The following is an 18,715-nucleotide window of genomic DNA, read 5'->3' as shown; positions in this document are numbered from 1 at the left end:
AGGAGACTCCCATGGATACCTCAATTGACCAGTTCCTCGCGCTACCCACGCCCGTCACAATCATCGTTGGCGCGCTCGTCGTCGTGCAGGTGGCGCTCGCCGTCTGGGCGCTAGTGCTCCTGTACCGCTGGCCCCACGGACGCGTCGCGGGTGCAAACAAATTCGTGTGGACCCTCATCATCGTGCTAGGCGAGATCTTCGGGTCGCTCGTGTTCTTCTTTTTCCTTGCTCGCGATCGCCGCGACACAGCGAGGCGCGCCGAATGGGACGCATCGCGGGAGAAGCAGGCCGAGCGGTCCGCTCACGGGCGTCCGCCCGAGGGCTCAGACTCGATCGTGGAGGATCTCTATGGCTAATTTAGCGGTCCACACCAAAGAACTGTCCAAAAAATACGGGGCGCACACGGTCGTCTCGAACCTCAATCTCCACGTCCCGACCGGCTCAACCTACGGCTTCATTGGCTCAAACGGCGCCGGCAAGACCACAACGATCAGGATTCTGCTTGGCTTGGCCGCGGCCACCTCAGGTAGCGCCACCGTCCTCGGCGTCGAACGTGGAAAACTGCCACCCACACCAATTCCCGGTGTGGCCTACCTACCCGACGTTCCGGATCTCAACCCGCGGTTGCGCCCGGCGGAGGCGCTCGTGTTTCTTGCGGAACTGGCGGGTACTCCCGTGGAGGTGGCCCGCGAGCGCGCCGGCAAGCTGCTCTCCGTCGTTGGCCTTGCGCACGCACCCGGCCCAGTTGGGAGCTTCTCGCGCGGCATGAAGCAACGGCTCGGGATCGCCGCCGCCCTCGTGGGGGCACCGTCGCTCCTGATTCTTGATGAACCCACCAGTGCCCTCGATCCGCTCGGCCGCGCCGACGTCCTCAGCCTCATTCGCGATCTTCACGGCCACACGACCATCATGTTCACCTCGCACCTACTCGGGGATGTCCAGGCGGTGTGCGACACCATCGGCATGATCCACGAGGGCCGGCTTCTCGTCGAGGGTTCGCTCGAGTCTGTTCTTGATTCGTATCATGGCGCCGAAGCGACCGTGCGCATCCGCACCGCGCCCGCGAATGTCGCCATGGTACGCGACGACGCCGCCGCGCTACTCCGTTCCCACGGAATCGAGGGACGCATCGACGTCGAACCCTCATCCCTCCAATCCGTGTACGAACACATGTCAAGAGGAGAGCGCAATGCTCACTAGCTCCCGGGAGGCGTATCGCACCCTCTACCGCTATGACCTCAAGCGAGCGTTCCGCTCCCCCGGCACATGGGTGCTGGCCGCGGCGGTCATCGTTTTCGCCATCGCCTCCCCACTTACCGCCGTATACATGCCCGAGCTCATGGCTTCGCTGACCAGCTCTGACGTGGCGGCAGCTCTCACGCAGCAGATCGGCGAACCGTCGTGGCAGGATGCGAACGGGCAGTGGGTGAAGAACCTATCTCAGATCATCACGCTCATCACGATAGGTGTAGGCGCGGCAGACATGTCGAATGCACTCTCGGGCGGCGATATCCCGTTCGTGCTTACACGCGGAATTTCGCGCCGTGGGTTCCTAGCGAGCAAGGCGAGCGCGGCACTAGTAATCCTCGTGGTGTGCGCGAGCGCCGGTGGAATCGTTGCGTGGGGCGTCACCCGTATTGAGTTCGACGCCGGCACGCTGGCGAGCACGTTCGGCGCGACGCTTCTGTGGGCACTCGAGATGGCGCTTGCCCTGGCCGTCGGTCTGCTGTTCGGGGTATTCCGGCCACGGGTTGCCACCATCGCACTCGGTGCATTCGCCACCTATCTCGCGGTCACTCTCGGGGGTAACTGGACGGCGGGGGCCAAGTATAGCCCGCTGGGGATCGGGAACCTTGTGGGCGCGGTGGGAAGCGGGAATTGGCCCGGCGCCTCGGCAGCCTGGATCATTGTGACCACAGTGGGACTCACAATCGTCCTCACAACTGCGGCCGTGGCCGTGTTCGAGCGCCGCGACCTACAGGTATAGGGCTCTGTGGGGTATAGGGCTATGGGTGTACGGCTGCGGCTATAAGGCTGAGGGTGTATGGCTGCGGCTCGCTGTGCCGGCACCGGCGCTAGCTTGCTGTGACGGAGCTACCGACGGTGCCCGAGAGCGCGCAAGCAGGTTCTATTACCAGGGCGACACTCCTCCATATTCCTGGCCCACGCCCAACTCCGATAACTGGAGAGACGCCGCACATGACGAGTGCCACCCGACTGGAACTGCAACGGCAGTGTCCTGACCAAAACCGGCTTCCAATGTTTCTGACTAGCACCAACTAAATGCGGCGACATTCGTAGTCTGATAGACGCCCGCACGGCAAAGAACCGTATCCTTGGTGGACTAGGCGGCAGCAAAGTCGACCGATTTTCCGTGGGCTCGAGCATATACAACCTCATGCATCGTCGATTGACCAAGTACTGTTCGATTCCCGATCACAACAATACGATCGGCGAGATCAATGCGCCGAAGATGAAGCTCGCCGAGTTGCGCTTTCGGTTCGTCGTCGGCAGTAATGCCATCCATCGGAATCGGAAGCAGCACAATCGCACCAGTGCGCGTGAGTTCACCGGCAACCTGCATCATACGGTCCCATCGGCGCATGGACCCGCAGATGCACACAACTTCGGGCCCGCTATTATGTTGATCTTCTGCACTCATATTTAACGTCCCCGGCTACACATCAAACCCGAACTTGATCACATTTAGTCGTTCGCTTCCATCTAACTCGGAGATAGGGAGATAAGCTACCGCGCCTTTGGGCGCCTAAGATATCCAGCGAAGTCATTGCAAGGATACAAGTAGTTCATTACATCGAACACGAGGAAGAAGTGCCACCAGTACAACCCCGCAAGCCAAAAAAAATTTGCAAGCCGGCGTGAAGCATGCTCTTGACGGCATGAGGGTCACGAAAGGGCAGCCCGCGCAGCCCGTATCCGAAGCTGTTCAGGAGCATACGCGGGAGGCAAGCGACCAAGCCGTCGCGAATTCTATTGACTTCCAGAGCGCTGCCCTCAAAGTGTCAGACATTCCGTCCCGTGAACTGGCGCCATCAAAGTAGTCAACAGCGTGGGGAAAACAAATCTTGTTCCCGGTTGTCGACATGCTGACATGACCACGAACTCTCAAGCCACTAGGCCAGTTGTTCCGATTCCGCGATTCGTTGAGCTAATTGAGCAACCTCTTCATCGATTAGATCACCAGCCGTGTCCACAGCATCTAGGACTCCTTGGGATGTCCCAAACACTGCTACTAGCGAATTCCACTGCAGGTGCGTGCGCTCATCCGTTTCACGTGTAACCGACTGGCAAGGACGCTGGATGAATCTGGCAGAATTAAGAACTTGAGCGGAAACTTCAGGATTCGCCAATATCGGACTTAGCAACGAAGGCTCTCGCACTGTGGCGATGAACGCAAGAACTCTTGCAGCGTCCCACTCGCTTTCCCGGTCAGCGGGAGGCTCCGTCAAGAACTCGTTACAGAGCCTCTCCGCTAGCTCACGCAGAACCTCGACCTCCGAGAACTCTTGAAAGCTATAGAAGGAGCTCATGGCGCGCCATAGGACAAACTTGGAGGAGTAGCTCGTGAGACTCCTCCATATAGAATCGACCATGTGTTGACGGCATGACGGTTCCGATTCGGCGGCAAGAAGATCTCGCACTACCCCGCGAACAGTTTGCTCTCGCGTCGCACCCAGCAGCCCGCGGTCCGGCCCGTTCCATGGCATACGGTGAACGGAATTCAAGATCGCAATCGATGCCGGTACCGCCGTATCGACGGAGAACTCAGCCCTGAAATTGCGTAGTTCGCCCACCACATCCTGCAAATCATCGTCCGCAACCATGCCAAGTTCGGACGAAAATGAACTCGCGTCGTTCATCGCCACAAAAAGTTGCTTTGAACAGCTGAATGCACGCAAATCAGAATCCGGAACTCCCTCGAGATAGAGGGAGAAGAACCGGGACGCTCCCACACGACGATCTCTAAGGAGCTGCGAAGAATCCTCCCCAGAAAGTCCCTGACCTCTCGCTGCGGCAAATATGCGGTCCAGGACGGCGGTGAGTAATTGTTGGTCATCAGGGAATCTCTCGAGAATATTCCGTATTCCGATCGGCCATACTTCCGTCTCAGACCGAGAAAAAAATTGCTCGTTAGTCATGCCTCCGAGTTCCCCGCGAAGACGACCTAGTTGCGACATAAGGTCCGGGCGCAATATTTTGAGGGATTCGAGCACGACTAGATCGAGGGGATTCATCTGACGCGTGAGGGTTTGGAAGACCGGACGGGCTGCAAGTTCAAACCTGGATACATCTCGAAGACTCGAGAACAACGGATTGAGAATCTCCCAGAACACGTCAAAGATCCGCGGGTCCTGCAAAATTTTGTTCCAAGAGCGCTCATCGGTAACTTCCTCGAGCGATTGCAGAAGTTGCTTCTGGAGGTGCTCGCGGGGCACCCTGGGAACTGTATAACTCAGCTGGAGAATCTTATCCAGGTATGCTCGCCCTCCGGGGTTCCCGTCGGAAAGCGCCTCCTCGACCCGTTCCCGGTCGAAGGCTAAGACATATATCAAATTCGGAAAATTCCCGGTCAGCCTAACAAATTTGAATATCTCGCGTATTTCGCTGGTTGAGAGGCGATCAATGTCGTCCACAAGAATCACCACGGGCTTTTCCAGCCGTGCAAGGTCCTCCGTTATCAACCCACGCACTTCAGCAAGGCTCGGCGATTTGCCTGCATTCAGGACAGACTCGTCGAGTGCGTTGGTAGCCACCTCAATACCCGCTGAGACAAGTGGAATCGAGATTACTTTAGTAAGTGGCGAAAGAATTCGCGCGTATCGCAGCAGGTTCTGAGCAAGGAACAGCTTTCTCCTGTCATGTGCTGCGTTGTTGCTCGTAAATGAAGCGGAGATTTGAGCGAAAAATTGACCAACGAGGTCTTCAGAACCCGAAAACATCCACGGATTAAACTCGATGACTCCATGCACACTCTCCTGTTGAAACTGCTCCTTCATTAGATTCATGTACGAGGTCTTTCCATGGCCCCAGGGGCCTTGGATTCCAACCACCAACCCCTTTGAAGCATTGATCCTCAGAATGTATTGAGCAAATTTGTGCGCCGAATCAGCTCGGTCAAGAAGGTCTTCTCTGGCACTAGTAATAGGCTCGTCGGGCAAGAATTTATCCAACGCAAACACCCCATCTCTTCTCGCACAACCGACACCTGGCACAACTCTGAAGTGCTGCCCCGCGACTCACCTGCAGCGGCGCGCGGTGGCACATCAACGACAGCTACATTGTTTCAGCAATTATCCGATACAGAGGATACGGCACCGCCGCGCGGCCCCGGTCTTCTATGCCACACCGGGAACAACTCGGTGGCGAACAGACAAGAAATTGGAGGGCAGTTTCTCGATAACGCTCAACAAACGGCCGTAGATCACGGGTTGCGGAACACAAAGGTCGACGGCTACGTAATTAAGGGAACCCGCCACTCCCCGGTCAATTGGCTTGATGCTCCCGTTGACGAGTACGGCGAATCCGATCTAAGACGGAGCTGGCAGCGCGTCGACACCGCTATCGCCGACAACACCCGCGCCGCTGGTAGTACAGCCACGGCCAGCTCTGTGATGACATCTCGTGCCGCAGCGCGATCGGGCGTACCGGCGGGTGATCACACATTGAACTTAAATTCGACCACATTCCGCCATTCGCAAACGTCTAAGGTCTACGAGACTCTTCCCGGATTTCGCCATCTACGCGGCACCTGTCGGCCGATATCCACGGTAAGCCTCGAGAACCAAACGAACGGAGCCCGAACCGCAACTACAATTCATAATCGCTTAATCCGATCTCAGTTGCGGCGTGGGTGAGAGGTTGCGCCTCCCCCGGACCGATCTTGTCGCTGATCTGTTTAATCAGTCGCTTGATGCCGTGAATTACAAGAGGATCAGACAGCGGAGTCTTGCGAATTCTCTCCGCCAAGTAATCAACCACTTCCGAGGGATGTGACTCTAGTACATTATCCGGAACATCATGTATCACCGATCGTGTGAGGGGCGCATCGTGACCTCGGAAGGCATCAACGGCCTCAGGAACATATTTCCCGAGATACGGGATGAGATCCGCAAGATTGGAGACCTCCTCGGATGAGGGTGTTCCCGGCACTCCGTCGAGCCTTCGTTGAACATATCTCCGAAGCCAGGAAGACCAGATAAGTTCTCCGTCGATGCCCCGGTTTCTAAGAACCCAGACCGCTGCTTGAGCAAATGAAGCTGCGTACGCTCCGTCGTCTGAGAGCACCGCTGCGTTCAGAAGCTGTTCACGGCGGGCGTCGGTGGTATCCGAATACGTAAGGACGGAGATCACGAATCTGTAGAAGGCTTCGCGCAAGCGGCCATCGCTGATATCCTTGAGCCTGCCGAACTCCGTTATTGAGTCATCAAATAGTCCGGCCTCTAGCAGCCGATCGCTGTATCTTGCGTGTAGCAGGAATGGTTCCCACGCGAACGAGTGCCGCTTCTCGTCATCGAATAGGGGAAGCAGATACTCTGACGCAAACTCCTCGTCGGCAGCGAAGTAGAAATACAGTTGCCCTGTAAGCGCGGGCTGTGTCGCGTCAAGAGCAGCATCATTGCCGCTAAGCAGGTCATGGAGAGCATGTTTTTCCTCGTCATCAAGCCCGGTCCAATCGTCGCCGGCTTGTCTCCATCGGCGATCAATCTCGATAGTCCAGTACTGAGCAAGGTAGCCCGGCCAGGAGTTCATCCAGAGGGGCGCCGAGGATAAAGGTTCGATCTCAGGGGCGTATGCGAAAGCGTCGCCCTGCGCCTTCCACAGATCGTTCGCGAGTTTTCGCATAGCCGCAAGCATTTCGGATTCGAGCGACTCGACATGTACACGCATTTGTTGAAGCAGAAAATAGCCCAGATGATTGGCCGAACCGGCATCGTCGAGTAGCGAAGAGAGCCGATTCATAACCGGTAGACCGTTCACTCCAAGTTCTGCTTGGCCCCATCCATCCGCTATCGCGTTGAGTAGGTGCTCCCCCTTGGTGCCCGTGTCGTTTCGATCGAGGCTCGCATCCCAGAGTTCGAGAGCAAGATCGGGGCGAGCCTCTGACGCAGATCGAACCAGGTCGAGAGCGTCCGTCCATCTCGGTTCCGTGGAGCTTAGCTCTGAGTACTCGCGATCAACGAGCGCCGCAAGCGCCTCTGTAGCGCCCTTCTCGAGCATCTCAATGAAATCTTCGACGGACATCGGAGGATGGCTACCGACAATGCCCGACTCCATCCAATGACTAAAATCTGGATGCTCTCTCCTTCGGAAATTCAGGTGAGCCTCCTGTTGTTCGTAGAACGCATCCAATGCTTGAGTCCAACCAGGATCACAGTCTGTGAGCCAGCCAAGCAAGTTGTATGTCTCGTACGCCCGACTCTGGTCGTGCTCCCCATCATCGCCAGTACTGGCAGGTCCCGCGATAGCGATACCAAGCACCTGTCGTTTCGTAGCTGGAGACGCGCCCGGAATCGCGATCTTGAGCACCCTGAACGTCTCGTGTTGTAGCGCCATGGCATACAACCCGCCATGGTCTAGCACCCACCGCAGTTTTTCGTCGGAGCCACGATTTTGATCTTGCGCAATCAGATGGAGTGCAAGGCGGCGGAACAACGGCCTCCCAAGACCCCACCATCGCTCGGGTAGTCCCGGTCGCACCTGCATGGCCTTTTGCCCGCAATCTCGAAGTCCATCAAGTATCGCGTCAATCGGTTCTCGAATGTCATCCTGGCCGTGTGGTTCGATCGCCGATCGGTTAAATGCGAGCGGGTCAAAGTTGATTGGCCCCATGTAGCCGTCAAGCAAGTCGTATGCCTCGAGCAATGCGTCTTCGAAAACCGTCAGGAGCGACAAGTCGTCCGGAACGGCGTCGCTCACATTGGACGCAACCTGCTGGGTCGCAAGATATTCATTGACGGCCAAAGATATCGTTCCCCGTGGGCGCGTAGCAAGCGAAGAACCGTCAAGACCAGGCCACGATGCACTCAATTCAATGTGTGGCCTCACCATCCTGCGCAAAACAGGAAGCGGGCATGCTCCGCCGCGACTTTGATACATAGCCAAGTCCCCAATGCCAGACATCATCGATCTACCGTTTATCGATGTTGCGAGGATCGTCTGCCACCTTCGGCCCGCCTCGGCATCTTCACTTCCCAGGCGTGAGGATGCGTCACATGCGTCTCGATAGAGATTACGAGACATCGATTGTCCATAACGTTGCACAACTCCCAACGCCGCGTCATTGAGACCAGGCGAAGCGACGAAATTCATCGCAAACCAACTACCCAGCCGGGAGGATTCCAAAGACGCATTTTCGGGGTCGAAAGATCCTTCGAACTCGGGGATTCCCTGCATCCACTGGAGCCAGCCAAGTTTCGAATCGACTGAAAGCTCTGCAGTGAACTCTGAGAAGTCTCGAAATCCTTCTTCCGTCAGTACGCGTGCGCGAAGATAGTCGTTGTCCTCTGGCGCAAGTTGCCGACCTCCACCAACGATGTCTGCAACACGTGCTCGGTGATCAGTTCGCCCCATATCCATGCGCCGCACCCATTCCTTGAGTGCAAGCGGCAACGCTGAATAGTCTCTTCCGTCCTCCGTGTCCACAACGGGATAATGGATCGGCGTGATCCCGAGATAGCCCCACTTCTCGTCCGAATCCTGATCCGTGAACGCATACCGCCTCGCAGAAGTACCAGAGGGCAAGCCCGATGCAAGGTACTTCATGATCGTGTCATCGTGGCTGTATCCGATGAACACGACCGTGAACCTCTCAAACATCCGCAACAAGAATCGCGTCGCCCATGAGTCAGTAAGGTAGGCGCGCCCGAAATCTCTATCCGTCAGAATCATGTGATGAGGAGGCTGTAGCACCGAACCGTGGAGGTGAACGAGCCCTTCAAAGTCATCCCCCATGGGTAGAGCCGGCGCATCCCATCTGTCGGGGATCTTGACATCCAACTCAAGAGCCGCCGTGGCAAGGTGATTGTCGTAGTTCGTGGTCACAACTCGGAAGGCGCCACTCTTCCCCGCCAGCCGCACGATGTCAGAATGAAGACTATTGGGTCTTGAGTCAGCTCTTGTGAGCAGTTTGTAAGTCTGTTCGTGAGCATCAAACCGCTGCGGACGAGCCTCGAGCTGACCGATGAAGTGATCGAGTTGCAAGCCGCCTTTTTCCGCGGACTCATCGGGAAACTGGACGCCTGCCTGGTGGGCGAGCATCTCCGCCAACTTCCTAAAGCTTGGAAGATTGGATGGGTCGTCAACAGATGCTCCCGCTCCCACAAAGAAAACGAGATTTCCCTGTTCGTGGGCGTGAAGAACCTCATCAGGTATCTCGACGTCGGCGGTCATCCACATCTTTTCTCCAGACCCGGGCGACTAACAATTACCAGAAGAGTAGTCCACCGGAGTCAATCCGGCTGGAGATAAACCACGGAGGTTCTATAAATTGAACTTGAACTCGACCACGTCGCCATCCTGCATCACGTAGTCCTTGCCCTCCTGACGCAGCTTGCCGGCCTCGCGGGCCTCCTGCACGCCGCCGAGCGCCACCAGGTCCTCGTAGGAAATCACGTCCGCCTTGATGAAGCCGCGCTCGAAATCGGAGTGGATCACGCCGGCTGCCTGCGGCGCCGTCCAGCCCTTATGAATGGTCCAGGCGCGCGTTTCCTTCTCCCCCGCGGTGAGGAACGTCTGCAGGCCTAGCGTGTCAAAGCCAACCCGGGCCAGCTGATCCAGGCCGCTCTCGCTCTGCCCGGTTTCCTCAAGCATCTCCCGCGCCTCATCGGGCTCCAGCTCGGTCAGGTCCGCCTCAAACTGCGCGTTGAGGAAAATCGCCTGCGAGGGCGCCACGAACTCCTCCAAGTCCGCCTTGACGCTCGCGTTCGCCAGTTCGTCGTCGTCCATGTTAAATACGTAGATAAAAGGCTTGGAGGTCATCAGCTGGAAGCTCTTGAGAATGGCCGGATCGAATTCATCCGTGTGGCGGGAGAGCAGCTCGCCCTTCTCCAGCAGCTCGAGGGCATGCTGCGCGGCGGTGAGTACGTCCTTCTCCGTCTTATTACCACGCACCTCCTTCTCGAGGCGCGGCACCGTCTTCTCCATGGTCTGCAGGTCCGCAAGGATCAACTCGGTCGAAATGATCTCGATGTCATCCTTGGGGTCCACGCGCCCCTCCACGTGGGTGACCTCGGAATCTTCAAACGCGCGCGTCACCAGGCAAATCGCGTCCGCCTCACGAATGTTAGCGAGGAACTGGTTGCCGAGTCCCTCCCCCTTGCTGGCACCGCGCACAATCCCCGCGATGTCCACAAAACTCACCGTGGCCGGCACGATCTTCTTGGAATCAAACATTTTCGCCAGCACGTCCAGCCGCGCGTCCGGCAGCGGCACCACGCCGGTATTCGGCTCAATCGTGGCGAACGGGTAATTCGCCGCCAGTACGCCAGCGCGCGTGAGCGCATTAAACAGGGTCGACTTGCCCACGTTCGGCAAGCCCGCAATTCCAATCGTCAAAGCCACAGGCGTTATCCTACCCGCTTGCTCCCACACGCTTCAGCACGACGCCGCCCGCGCAGCCCGTTGATTTTCATCCTGCGTGGCCAGCCCGTTTCCGCCCGCACCGCTTTCCCTAGCGTCCTAAGCACCGCCCACTGGGCGCAGCCCGCCCATCACCACCCCGCGACGACGTACCTCTTTTCTGCGACTCTGACCCGCTACGCTGAACGGAGCGAAGGGAGCACGCATGCGAGTTTCACTGGTACTTGGGTCCGGCGGCGCGCGCGGTTGGGCCCACGTTGGCGCTATCGAGGAGATCGAGGCGCGCGGGCATGAAATTGTGGCCGTTTCTGGCGCATCGGTCGGAGCACTCGTAGGTGGCGTCTATGCCACGGGCGCACTCCCGGAATTCTCCACGTGGATCCGGAGCCTCACAAAGTTAGACGTGCGCCGACTCTACGATTTCACGTTCACTCGTAGCGGATTCATTAAGGGCAACCGCACCATGGCCGAAATCGCCAGGTTTACCGGCGAACCCAACATCGAGGATCTGCCAATCCCCTTCACCGCCGTGGCCTCGGATCTCACCACGGGACGCGAAGTGTGGTTTCAATCGGGACCGCTACTGCTGGCCATGCGCGCCTCGTTCGCCATTCCCACCGTGTTCACGCCCATTCTGGTAGGCGATCATCTCCTCGCCGACGGCGGCATGCTCAACCCCGTCCCCATTGAACCAACCCTGCCCGTTACCGCGGACGCCACCATCGCCGTCGACCTTGGTGGGCCGCGCATCCACGACCGCCGCGAAACCATTCGTAAGCACATCGAGGCATCCAACGCCTCCCTCCTAGCGCGCACGCGCAATTCGCTGCACAGCGGCATTCAGAGCGTGGAATCCGGCATCCAGAGCGTGGGAGATTCGCTCACCTCGTTCACAAATTCGGTGCGCTCCAGTTTTGGGTACGACGACGCCGAAGCCAACGCGCCACGCGAACAGAGTACGGACGCCGGCGAGCGCCCGGGGCAGAACACCGATCCCGATTCCGAGGTGCCCACCCCGCAGCAGTTGGTGGAACATGACACCACGGAGCCACGCCGGCATACCGGACTGGGGCAAGCCTCCATCGAATCCACAAAAAACCCGCTCTATGCCTCGAAACTACCCTCGTCGCTGGGAGCCATGGAGGTGGTGGACATGTCGCTCTCCGTCATGCAACAGATGATCCGCCGGTACCGCGAGGCCGCAAATCCCGTGACTGCGCGGGTGACGATTCCCGCCGACGCCGCGGATACCCTTGAGTTTTATGAGGCTTCACGCCTCATTGACATGGGCCGCGAAGCCACCGCAAAAGAATTGGACCGCGCGGGATTGTAAGGCTGAGAAACGTGCAGGAATGTAGGGCTGGGAAAGTATGTCGGAGGTGCATGCTTCCATAGAGTCATGATTGAAACACTGATTGCATGCCTGGTGGCGCTGGCCATAGGCGTCACGCTGGGATACGCGTGGCGGGCCGCGCGCGGTGGAACGGATGATCGTGCCGCCGCAGCGCGGAATGCCTCACTCCGGGACCAGGTGGCCGCGCTTCAAGCCGATCTCGCCGCTGCGTCCGCTCGCGCTGAACTACTCGAAAAAGAAAATAATGAGCATCTGGAGCGCGCCCGGGAAAACAATTCCGTGCTTCGTCAGCTTGCGCCCATTGCGGACAGCCTGGAAAAGATGGATGCCCGTGTCGCGGACCTGGGGCGCCAGCAGGCCGCACAGTCCAGCTCCCTGGGTACGCGGCTGCAGCGGGCTACAGAGGTGCAGGATGCTCTGGCGCGGGAAACCACCTCTCTCCGCGGCGCTCTGACATCCCGTTCTGCCCGCGGCCTATGGGGCGAAGCGGAATTGCGTCGTATCGTAGAAGCCGCAGGCATGCTGGAACACGTGGACTTTGATACTCAGGAGGTGGATCGCACCTCGGGTGCACGCCCGGACCTTGTGGTGCACCTTCCTGGCAACGCCCACCTGGCGGTGGACGCCAAGGTACCGCTGGATGCGCTCCTTCGTGCCCAGCAGGAGGACGGCACGGATGCGGCATCTCTCAAGCGCCATACCGCCTACATCCAGGAGCATGCCAAAACTGTTCGTGCGCACGTCAAAGCGCTCGCATCACGCAACTATCCGGCGCTTTTCCCGGGTTCGCCGCAGTTCACGGTCATGTACCTGCCCTCAGATTCGCTGTTGGCTGAAGCCCTGCGGGCCGATGGCACGCTTCTTGACTATTCCTATGCCTCCCAAATTGTGCCGGTGGGGCCATCATCTCTCCTTGCACTGCTGCGTGCGGTAGCCGCGGTGTGGTCATCAGCGGCGGTCACAGAGGAAGCGCAGCAGATTCTGGCACTCGGGCACGAACTGGCGGACCGGCTCTCCACCGCCGTAGCTCACCTGGACACATTGGGAGGAAGCCTTCGCCGCGCGGTGGACGCCTACAACCGAACGGTGGGCAGCCTCGAATCCCGCGTACTCGTCACCGCCCGGAAGCTGCAATCGCTGGATGTGACTATGACGCCGCCGCAGGTCATCTCCGCGGATTCGGCACAGGTACGGCAATTCTCCGCACCGGAGTTCACGGAATCGGAGCGGAATACCCGCGAATAAATGGGAAACGGCGAAAAGAGACGCCGTGCCGCATTACCGCTCAGCGTCCTCGTCACTATCGGTAATACCCGTGCCACTACCAGCGATACCCGCCGGTAGTGGCACCATTGGAAGCATGGTGTCCCAAATTCCCGTCCCGGCGAACCTTCCCCAGCGGGCAGCACAGACCACGGCCGAGCACCCGTGGCCGCTGCGCCTCCTCTCCGCGAAGATGAAGGAATACATCTCCGCCATGTCCCGCACCTGGGTGGAGGGAGAGATCATCCAGTTTCAGCGCCGCCCGGGAGCCAAAGTTCAGTTCCTCACCGTGCAGGATTTGCAGGCCAATGTGCGCATGACAGCCAAAATTCTCAGCCACCTGGTACCGGATTCCGTTCAGGAGGGGACCCGGGTGGTGCTCTGGGCCAAGCCCGATTATTACGAGGCCAAGGGCAGCCTCTCACTCTGGGCCGGGGAGATCCGGCCGGTAGGCGTGGGCGATATCCTCGCGCGCCTGGAGGCCCTCAAGAAGCGGCTTGCGGCAGAAGGACTATTCGCCTCCTCGCGTAAGAAACCCCTGCCCGTACTTCCCCGCACCATCGGATTAATCGTTGGGCGCAACACCAAGGCCAAAGAGGACGTCATGGTTAACGCCTCCAAACGCTGGCCGGCCGTTCATTTTGACGTGCGCGAAGTCCAGGTGCAGGGTGCGCAGGCCGTGGCTCAGATAATTCCGGCCCTCCGCGCCCTTGACGCGGAGCCCGCGGTGGACGTTATCGTGCTAGCGCGCGGTGGAGGCAGCGTTGAAGACCTGCTGCCTTTCTCCGATGAACAGCTGGTGCGGGCCATTGCCGCTACTCGAACGCCGGTTGTGTCCGCTATCGGCCATGAGGGCGATAATCCCATTTCAGATTTCGCGGCGGATGTGCGCGCTTCCACCCCCACAGACGCCGCAAAGCTCCTGGTGCCGGACCGCGCTGAGGAAGCGGCGCACCTTGGGCAGATGGTCAGTCGAGGTCGCGCTGCTCTGACAGCTCGGCTCTCGCGGGCCCGTATGGATTTGGACGCGCTCCGCAATCGCCCCGTTTTGCGCCATCCGCACACCATGGTGGATGCCCGCCAGCAGGATCTATCCTCACTACGCAGCTGGCTCCGCTCCTACACTCACCAGGCTGTTGAGCGAGAAAACGCCGGACTGGCGGCGAAACTCTCCCAGCTCCGAGCGCTTTCGCCGCAGGCTACGCTGGATCGCGGTTTCACCGTTCTTACCACAGATAGCGGACATGTGATTTCTCGGGCCGAACAGACCACACGCGGTCAGGCGTTGCGTGCGATACTTTCTGAAGGACAGCTAACACTCGCGGTGGAGGGGATTCATGACTGAGAAAGTTGTAGGTTCAACTATTGACGTCGCCAAACAGGTTGAGTCACTCTCCTACGAGGACGCCCGCGCCAAGCTCGTGGACATCGTCTCGCGCCTCGAGCAGGGCTCCATCCCTCTCGAAGAATCCCTTCATCTCTGGGAATTAGGCGAGGCCCTGGCGCGTCACTGCCAGGCATACCTGGACGGTGTCGCCGCCCGGCTCCATGCCGTCGAAGCGGGCCAGGCAGCCGCCCAGCAGAGTTCTACCACCCAGGCACCCACTGCCGGCACTGCCGCTACTAGCCCGGCCATCGGCGTCGTACCCACGGAAACGCCCACCGCCAATCGTACACAGGCGGCCACTGGAGTGGCACAGGCACCCGAGCCCATCACCCCGCAATTCCCAGCCGGTACCCCGGCGGCACAGAAGATTTTTGCTCTTCGGGAGCAGATCTCCCAGGTGGAGGCGGATCCAGCCACCGAATTTCATGAGGCGCCAGCCCAGGCCATGAACACGGAGGAACTGGATACCTCCCCGCTGGTCCATCATCCTGAGGACTTTGAGTGACAGCCCTGGTCATCGGCTCCTCACTGAGCCCCGAAACTACATTCTCCCCCACGGCACTCCCCGGGGGAACGCTGGAGTCTGCCGCAATCGCCCTTGCGGCGCTCGGGCGTCAGGTACGTTTCGTGACAGACCTCGGCACCAATAGCGCCGCCCAACGCGCGACACGGACGCTTCAGAATTCTGGGGTTGAGCTACTGCTCCGTCCGGCAGCGCAGCGCCCCGAAGTCACCGTTCCCGACTCAACCGAGCATGAGCTCAATGGCGCATGGGATATTTTGCCCGCCCCGGAGAACGGCGCGCGGCTCCTCGATCTTGAACTTTTCTCTCCCAAAACCGTGGTATTCGGCGGCAGCGCCGTGCATATTCGCCCGGGACGGGAACGCCTCCGCGCCTGGGTAGAAGCCGGACGCCGTAGCGGCGTATCACTCTTCACGCTCTCCGTACGGCCCGCACTGGTGGGCAATTTGGCGCACGCCCGTGACCGCGTAGAAGCATTCCTACCGTTGGCGGACGTTGTGCGCGCCAGCGCGGCTGACGTCACCGCACTCTGGGGCCTGCGCGGCGGGGACAACGTGTATAACGACGTCGCACGGCATATGTTTACCTTCGGCCCCCAGATCATCGCCATGTCCACGCCGGATTCCAGCCTCATTATGTATTCGCGCGAAGGGACCAGCGTGAAGATTCCGGCGCAGAGCAGCCTTGCCAACCAGCCGGGCCATGAGGAGGGCGTTATCACGGCGGCACTGGCCGACGGACTGGGGCGCGTATCGCTTTCCGGCGCCCACCACCGTGAACAGCTCGGCAACATCAGCCTGTCCAACCTGTACACGCTGGGAGCGTTCGCCCAGGCGGCCGGCGCCTTCACGGCCAGTCATCGCGATGCCATCGCACCGTCCCAGGATCAGGTGGCCGAAAGCTACCTCAGGCATGCGCCCGGGTTGCTCACGCTGATCTGACCGTCCGGTATCCGCTAGCGCGGGCCCAGGCCCACCCTGCGAACCATCTAAGGGGAACCCCACCTACCACTACACCGGCGCACCCCGCGCCCGTATTCCGCCGCCCGGCTACCACTACAGTCCGCAGCCGCGCCCAGCTGCCCCATTAGGCGGCAGCCCGGCTACCACTACAGTCCGCGGCGGCGCTCCCGCTGGGAATAGTCACGTAGTGCGCGCAGAAAATCAGTACGCCGAAAGTCCGGCCAGTACGCCTCGGTGAAGTACAGCTCCGTATGCACAGATTGCCAGAGCAGGAATCCGCTCATTCGCTGCTCGCCAGAAGTACGAATAACTAGGTCAGGATCGGGCTGCCCACGCGTGTAAAGGTGCTCGGTGATGTCATCCATAGTGACGGCATCCGCCACCTCAGCAAGGGTGCGGCCTGCTTCGGCCTGCTCCGCGAGATAGGCACGCACGGCATCCGCAATTTCTTGCCGACCGCCGTACCCCACCGCAATGTTCACCGCCATCGAGTGGAGATCCGCCGTGGTGGCCACCGCCGCGTGAAGACGGGCGGCTACATCCGCCGGTAGCAAATCCGTGTTCCCCACGATCCGCACAGGATAGCGGTGCCGCCGGGCCAGGTCCTCAACCACACCCGCAATAATGTCCAGGAGCGGTTCCACCTCAGAGGGATCACGCTTGAGGTTATCGGTGGAGAGCAGCCAGAGTGTCACCACTTCAATGTGTGCTTCTTCGCACCACCTAAGGAAATCAACAATTTTCGAGGCCCCCGCCTGGTGGCCGAAGGTGGCCGACCGGCCCTGATTTCGCGCCCAGCGTCGATTTCCGTCCAGCATAACGGCCACATGCCGCGGAACTTCCGCTCCTCGGAGCGATTTCAGGAGCCGCCGTTCATAGAGCGTATACACAAACCGGGGTGCGTGAACACCCACTCCTTTTTTCCTCAGCACCCCAGCATTCTACCGGGCGTACTATGCAAGCCGTGACCAAGAATTCTACTGAGCGCACGCCACATGCATACGCCACCCAGGAAAATTCCACGGATCCCGCAGACGGTTCCACCAGTCCCGTGGATCTCGCCACCCTGTATGCCCAGCGCCCGCGCGGCATTTCCGAACGCAAGGCCTGGCTGAGCGCGCTCCCCAAACCCGCCGCGCGAGGCTGGCTGCACTGCATCAACACCCCGCTTTCTCTCATCAACTCGATCTTGCTCATCATGTTTGCGGGGTCGGCAGGCCTTAAGTGGGCCTGCGCGGCCTTTGGTCTGTGCGCGCTCATCCTGTTCGGAAACTCGGCCACCTATCATCTGGGCCACTGGAGTCAGCGCACCCACAACGTGCTGCGCCGCATTGATCACTCGAATATTTTCCTACTGATCGCCGGCACCTACACGCCGCTATCCGTGGGCGTCCTGAGTCCTACTCACCGCAACCTGGTACTCGCGATCGTGTGGCTGGGCGCCGCCGCGGGCATCATCCTGTCCGTTGCGTGGAACACCGCCCCACGGTGGCTCTATGTGCCGCTGTACATCCTGCTTGGCTGGGTAGCACTCTGGTTCCTCCCCGAATTCTGGCGCGACGGTGGCCCCGCCTGCGTCTGGCTGCTGCTTGTTGGCGGCCTGGGATACACCATTGGCGCACTCTGCTACGCCTTCCGCTGGCCCAACCCGTGGCCGGCCGTCTGGGGCTTCCACGAGTTCTTCCATCTCGGCACCATCGTCGGCTACTGGTCCCACAGCGCCGCGATCTGGGTGGGCCTGGCCACCATCGGGGCACTCGCCCTGTAAGTGTCGGGCCCGCGGCGTGGGGGATATGGCGCTCGGACAAGGCGGGACCGACGTCGCCCGTCCACGGTACGGCGGAGGGACAGTGCGCACACCTGGAGCCGTAATGGTCGCCTTCCCGGGGTACGACGCCGTCGCGCGGTCACGTCCCATCCGCGTACGTGGTCGCGTACCGGTAGCTATCATGTTTCGGAAGCGCGCTGGACGCCCGAACCGACCTAGGTTCAACGCCCGGCCCATTTCCGCCGCGCTGAGGTAGAATAGCGCGAACACATGCCCACCCGGACATGATTTTTTATTGGTGCGTATTTCTTTGGCCGGCCGCTCCGCGGCCTTCCAGGAAGCGTGCGCCCAGAAAGTTGAGTGAGCTATGGCAGATAAGGAACAAGAGGGCACCTGGCTCTCCCCTACCTCATACCAGCATCTCCAGGACGAGCTGGACGAGATGATCACGGTGCAGCGCCCCATCATCACCAAGAAGATCGAGGAGGCCCGCTCCGAAGGTGACCTCTCCGAGAACGGCGGCTACCAGGCGGCACGTGAGGAGCAGGCCAAGCTGGAGGGCCGCATTCTGGACCTACGTCACCTCCTGGATACCGCACATGTCTCCGAGCCGCCATCGGGGAAAACGGTGGCGGCTGGCACACTGGTCACGGCCACGATTGCCGGCGAGGAAGAGACCTTCCTGCTGGGCTCGCGTGAGGCCGCGGACCATGTGGACGTTGAGGTGTACCCGGAGAACGCGCCGCTGGGCCAGGCCATTATGGGGCACAAGAAGGGCGACAAGGTGACGTTCAAGAACCGTATGGGCCGCCCGGTCCACGTGGAGATCCTCAACATCCAGCCGTACGAGGGCTAAGTG

General features: G+C 59.8%; 16 protein-coding genes. 11 read left to right on the top strand and 5 right to left on the bottom strand.

The features are described from left to right. Positions 1-11: 11 nt before the first annotated feature. From EIH27_RS00705 to EIH27_RS00695, 3 genes are read left to right on the top strand one after another with little or no spacing between them, the layout of a single operon-like run. Positions 12-356, top strand: coding sequence for a hypothetical protein (locus tag EIH27_RS00705; protein WP_124039039.1), 345 nt, complete (start codon positions 12-14; stop codon positions 354-356). Continuing rightward, positions 349-1,200, top strand: a complete 852-nt coding sequence (locus tag EIH27_RS00700; RefSeq protein ID WP_124039037.1) for an ABC transporter ATP-binding protein — start codon at positions 349-351, stop codon at positions 1,198-1,200. The genes EIH27_RS00705 and EIH27_RS00700 overlap by 8 nt, the downstream gene beginning before the upstream one ends. Next, on the top strand, positions 1,190-1,987 hold the full coding sequence (locus tag EIH27_RS00695; protein WP_124039035.1) for a hypothetical protein: 798 nt from the start codon (positions 1,190-1,192) through the stop codon (positions 1,985-1,987). The genes EIH27_RS00700 and EIH27_RS00695 overlap by 11 nt, the downstream gene beginning before the upstream one ends. Before the next feature lie 357 nt (positions 1,988-2,344). Here EIH27_RS00695 and EIH27_RS00690 read toward each other — a convergent pair whose 3' ends face one another. Beyond that, positions 2,345-2,587: a hypothetical protein gene (locus EIH27_RS00690; protein WP_206424843.1), complete on the bottom strand. Its 243-nt coding sequence runs from the start codon at positions 2,585-2,587 to the stop codon at positions 2,345-2,347. Between the two features lie 313 nt (positions 2,588-2,900). Here EIH27_RS00690 and EIH27_RS07815 point away from each other — a divergent pair, with 313 nt between their 5' ends. Beyond that, the gene (locus EIH27_RS07815) at positions 2,901-3,062 is read left to right on the top strand and encodes a hypothetical protein (RefSeq protein ID WP_164461564.1); all 162 of its coding nucleotides are present in this window, start codon (positions 2,901-2,903) and stop codon (positions 3,060-3,062) included. Positions 3,063-3,134: 72 nt separating this feature from the next. Here the strand turns inward: EIH27_RS07815 and EIH27_RS00685 are convergent, their stop codons facing one another. The 3 genes from EIH27_RS00685 to ychF form a co-directional block, all read right to left on the bottom strand. Next, a complete protein-coding gene (locus tag EIH27_RS00685; protein WP_164461563.1) occupies positions 3,135-5,201 on the bottom strand; it encodes a KAP family P-loop NTPase fold protein in 2,067 nt (688 codons plus the stop codon). 628 nt (positions 5,202-5,829) lie between these two features. After that, on the bottom strand, positions 5,830-9,411 hold the full coding sequence (locus EIH27_RS00680; protein WP_164461562.1) for an SIR2 family protein: 3,582 nt from the start codon (positions 9,409-9,411) through the stop codon (positions 5,830-5,832). Between the two features lie 90 nt (positions 9,412-9,501). After that, positions 9,502-10,581 (bottom strand): redox-regulated ATPase YchF, encoded by a 1,080-nt coding sequence (gene ychF / locus EIH27_RS00675; protein ID WP_124039028.1) that lies wholly within the window; start codon positions 10,579-10,581, stop codon positions 9,502-9,504. Between the two features lie 223 nt (positions 10,582-10,804). Between ychF and EIH27_RS00670 the strand changes: the two genes are divergently transcribed. The 5 genes from EIH27_RS00670 (at position 10,805) to EIH27_RS00650 (ending at position 16,067) form a co-directional block, all read left to right on the top strand. Then, on the top strand, positions 10,805-11,932 hold the full coding sequence (locus EIH27_RS00670; protein ID WP_124039026.1) for a patatin-like phospholipase family protein: 1,128 nt from the start codon (positions 10,805-10,807) through the stop codon (positions 11,930-11,932). A gap of 66 nt (positions 11,933-11,998) precedes the next feature. Continuing rightward, positions 11,999-13,198, top strand: coding sequence for a DNA recombination protein RmuC (locus EIH27_RS00665; RefSeq protein ID WP_124039025.1), 1,200 nt, complete (start codon positions 11,999-12,001; stop codon positions 13,196-13,198). Between the two features lie 115 nt (positions 13,199-13,313). Further along, positions 13,314-14,561, top strand: coding sequence for an exodeoxyribonuclease VII large subunit (gene xseA, locus EIH27_RS00660; protein WP_124039024.1), 1,248 nt, complete (start codon positions 13,314-13,316; stop codon positions 14,559-14,561). Next, entirely contained in the window at positions 14,554-15,108 is a 555-nt protein-coding gene (locus EIH27_RS08035; protein WP_124039023.1) for an exodeoxyribonuclease VII small subunit, read from the top strand. Before xseA ends, EIH27_RS08035 begins: the two co-directional genes overlap by 8 nt. Next, entirely contained in the window at positions 15,105-16,067 is a 963-nt protein-coding gene (locus tag EIH27_RS00650; RefSeq protein ID WP_124039021.1) for a carbohydrate kinase family protein, read from the top strand. The genes EIH27_RS08035 and EIH27_RS00650 overlap by 4 nt, the downstream gene beginning before the upstream one ends. A 167-nt stretch (positions 16,068-16,234) precedes the next feature. On the opposite strand, the gene EIH27_RS00645 is transcribed toward EIH27_RS00650, so the two are convergent. Further along, a complete protein-coding gene (locus EIH27_RS00645) occupies positions 16,235-16,978 on the bottom strand; it encodes an isoprenyl transferase (protein WP_338133969.1) in 744 nt (247 codons plus the stop codon). A gap of 74 nt (positions 16,979-17,052) precedes the next feature. Here EIH27_RS00645 and trhA point away from each other — a divergent pair, with 74 nt between their 5' ends. Together trhA and EIH27_RS00635 are read left to right on the top strand one after the other, a co-directional pair. Beyond that, positions 17,053-17,856: a PAQR family membrane homeostasis protein TrhA gene (trhA, locus tag EIH27_RS00640; RefSeq protein WP_241152917.1), complete on the top strand. Its 804-nt coding sequence runs from the start codon at positions 17,053-17,055 to the stop codon at positions 17,854-17,856. A gap of 367 nt (positions 17,857-18,223) precedes the next feature. Then, positions 18,224-18,712: a GreA/GreB family elongation factor gene (locus EIH27_RS00635; protein ID WP_124039019.1), complete on the top strand. Its 489-nt coding sequence runs from the start codon at positions 18,224-18,226 to the stop codon at positions 18,710-18,712. Positions 18,713-18,715 lie beyond the last annotated feature (3 nt).

Source organism: Neoactinobaculum massilliense (assembly GCF_900604955.1).
GTDB lineage: Bacteria > Actinomycetota > Actinomycetes > Actinomycetales > Actinomycetaceae > Neoactinobaculum > Neoactinobaculum massilliense.
The sequence above is the reverse complement of the archived record's forward strand: the minus strand, read 5'-3'. Positions and strand labels throughout refer to the sequence as shown.

What these genes read in the sequence shown, in the direction of transcription:
- EIH27_RS00705 (WP_124039039.1), top strand. Translation starts at nt 12, where the DNA reads ATGGATACCTCAATTGACCAGTTCCTCGCGCTACCCACGCCCGTCACA.
- xseA (WP_124039024.1), top strand. Translation starts at nt 13,314, where the DNA reads ATGGTGTCCCAAATTCCCGTCCCGGCGAACCTTCCCCAGCGGGCAGCA.
- EIH27_RS00690 (WP_206424843.1), bottom strand. Translation starts at nt 2,587, where the DNA reads ATGATGCAGGTTGCCGGTGAACTCACGCGCACTGGTGCGATTGTGCTG.
- EIH27_RS00695 (WP_124039035.1), top strand. Translation starts at nt 1,190, where the DNA reads ATGCTCACTAGCTCCCGGGAGGCGTATCGCACCCTCTACCGCTATGAC.
- EIH27_RS08035 (WP_124039023.1), top strand. Translation starts at nt 14,554, where the DNA reads ATGACTGAGAAAGTTGTAGGTTCAACTATTGACGTCGCCAAACAGGTT.
- EIH27_RS07815 (WP_164461564.1), top strand. Translation starts at nt 2,901, where the DNA reads ATGAGGGTCACGAAAGGGCAGCCCGCGCAGCCCGTATCCGAAGCTGTT.
- EIH27_RS00635 (WP_124039019.1), top strand. Translation starts at nt 18,224, where the DNA reads ATGGCAGATAAGGAACAAGAGGGCACCTGGCTCTCCCCTACCTCATAC.
- EIH27_RS00680 (WP_164461562.1), bottom strand. Translation starts at nt 9,411, where the DNA reads ATGACCGCCGACGTCGAGATACCTGATGAGGTTCTTCACGCCCACGAA.
- EIH27_RS00670 (WP_124039026.1), top strand. Translation starts at nt 10,805, where the DNA reads ATGCGAGTTTCACTGGTACTTGGGTCCGGCGGCGCGCGCGGTTGGGCC.
- EIH27_RS00665 (WP_124039025.1), top strand. Translation starts at nt 11,999, where the DNA reads ATGATTGAAACACTGATTGCATGCCTGGTGGCGCTGGCCATAGGCGTC.
- EIH27_RS00700 (WP_124039037.1), top strand. Translation starts at nt 349, where the DNA reads ATGGCTAATTTAGCGGTCCACACCAAAGAACTGTCCAAAAAATACGGG.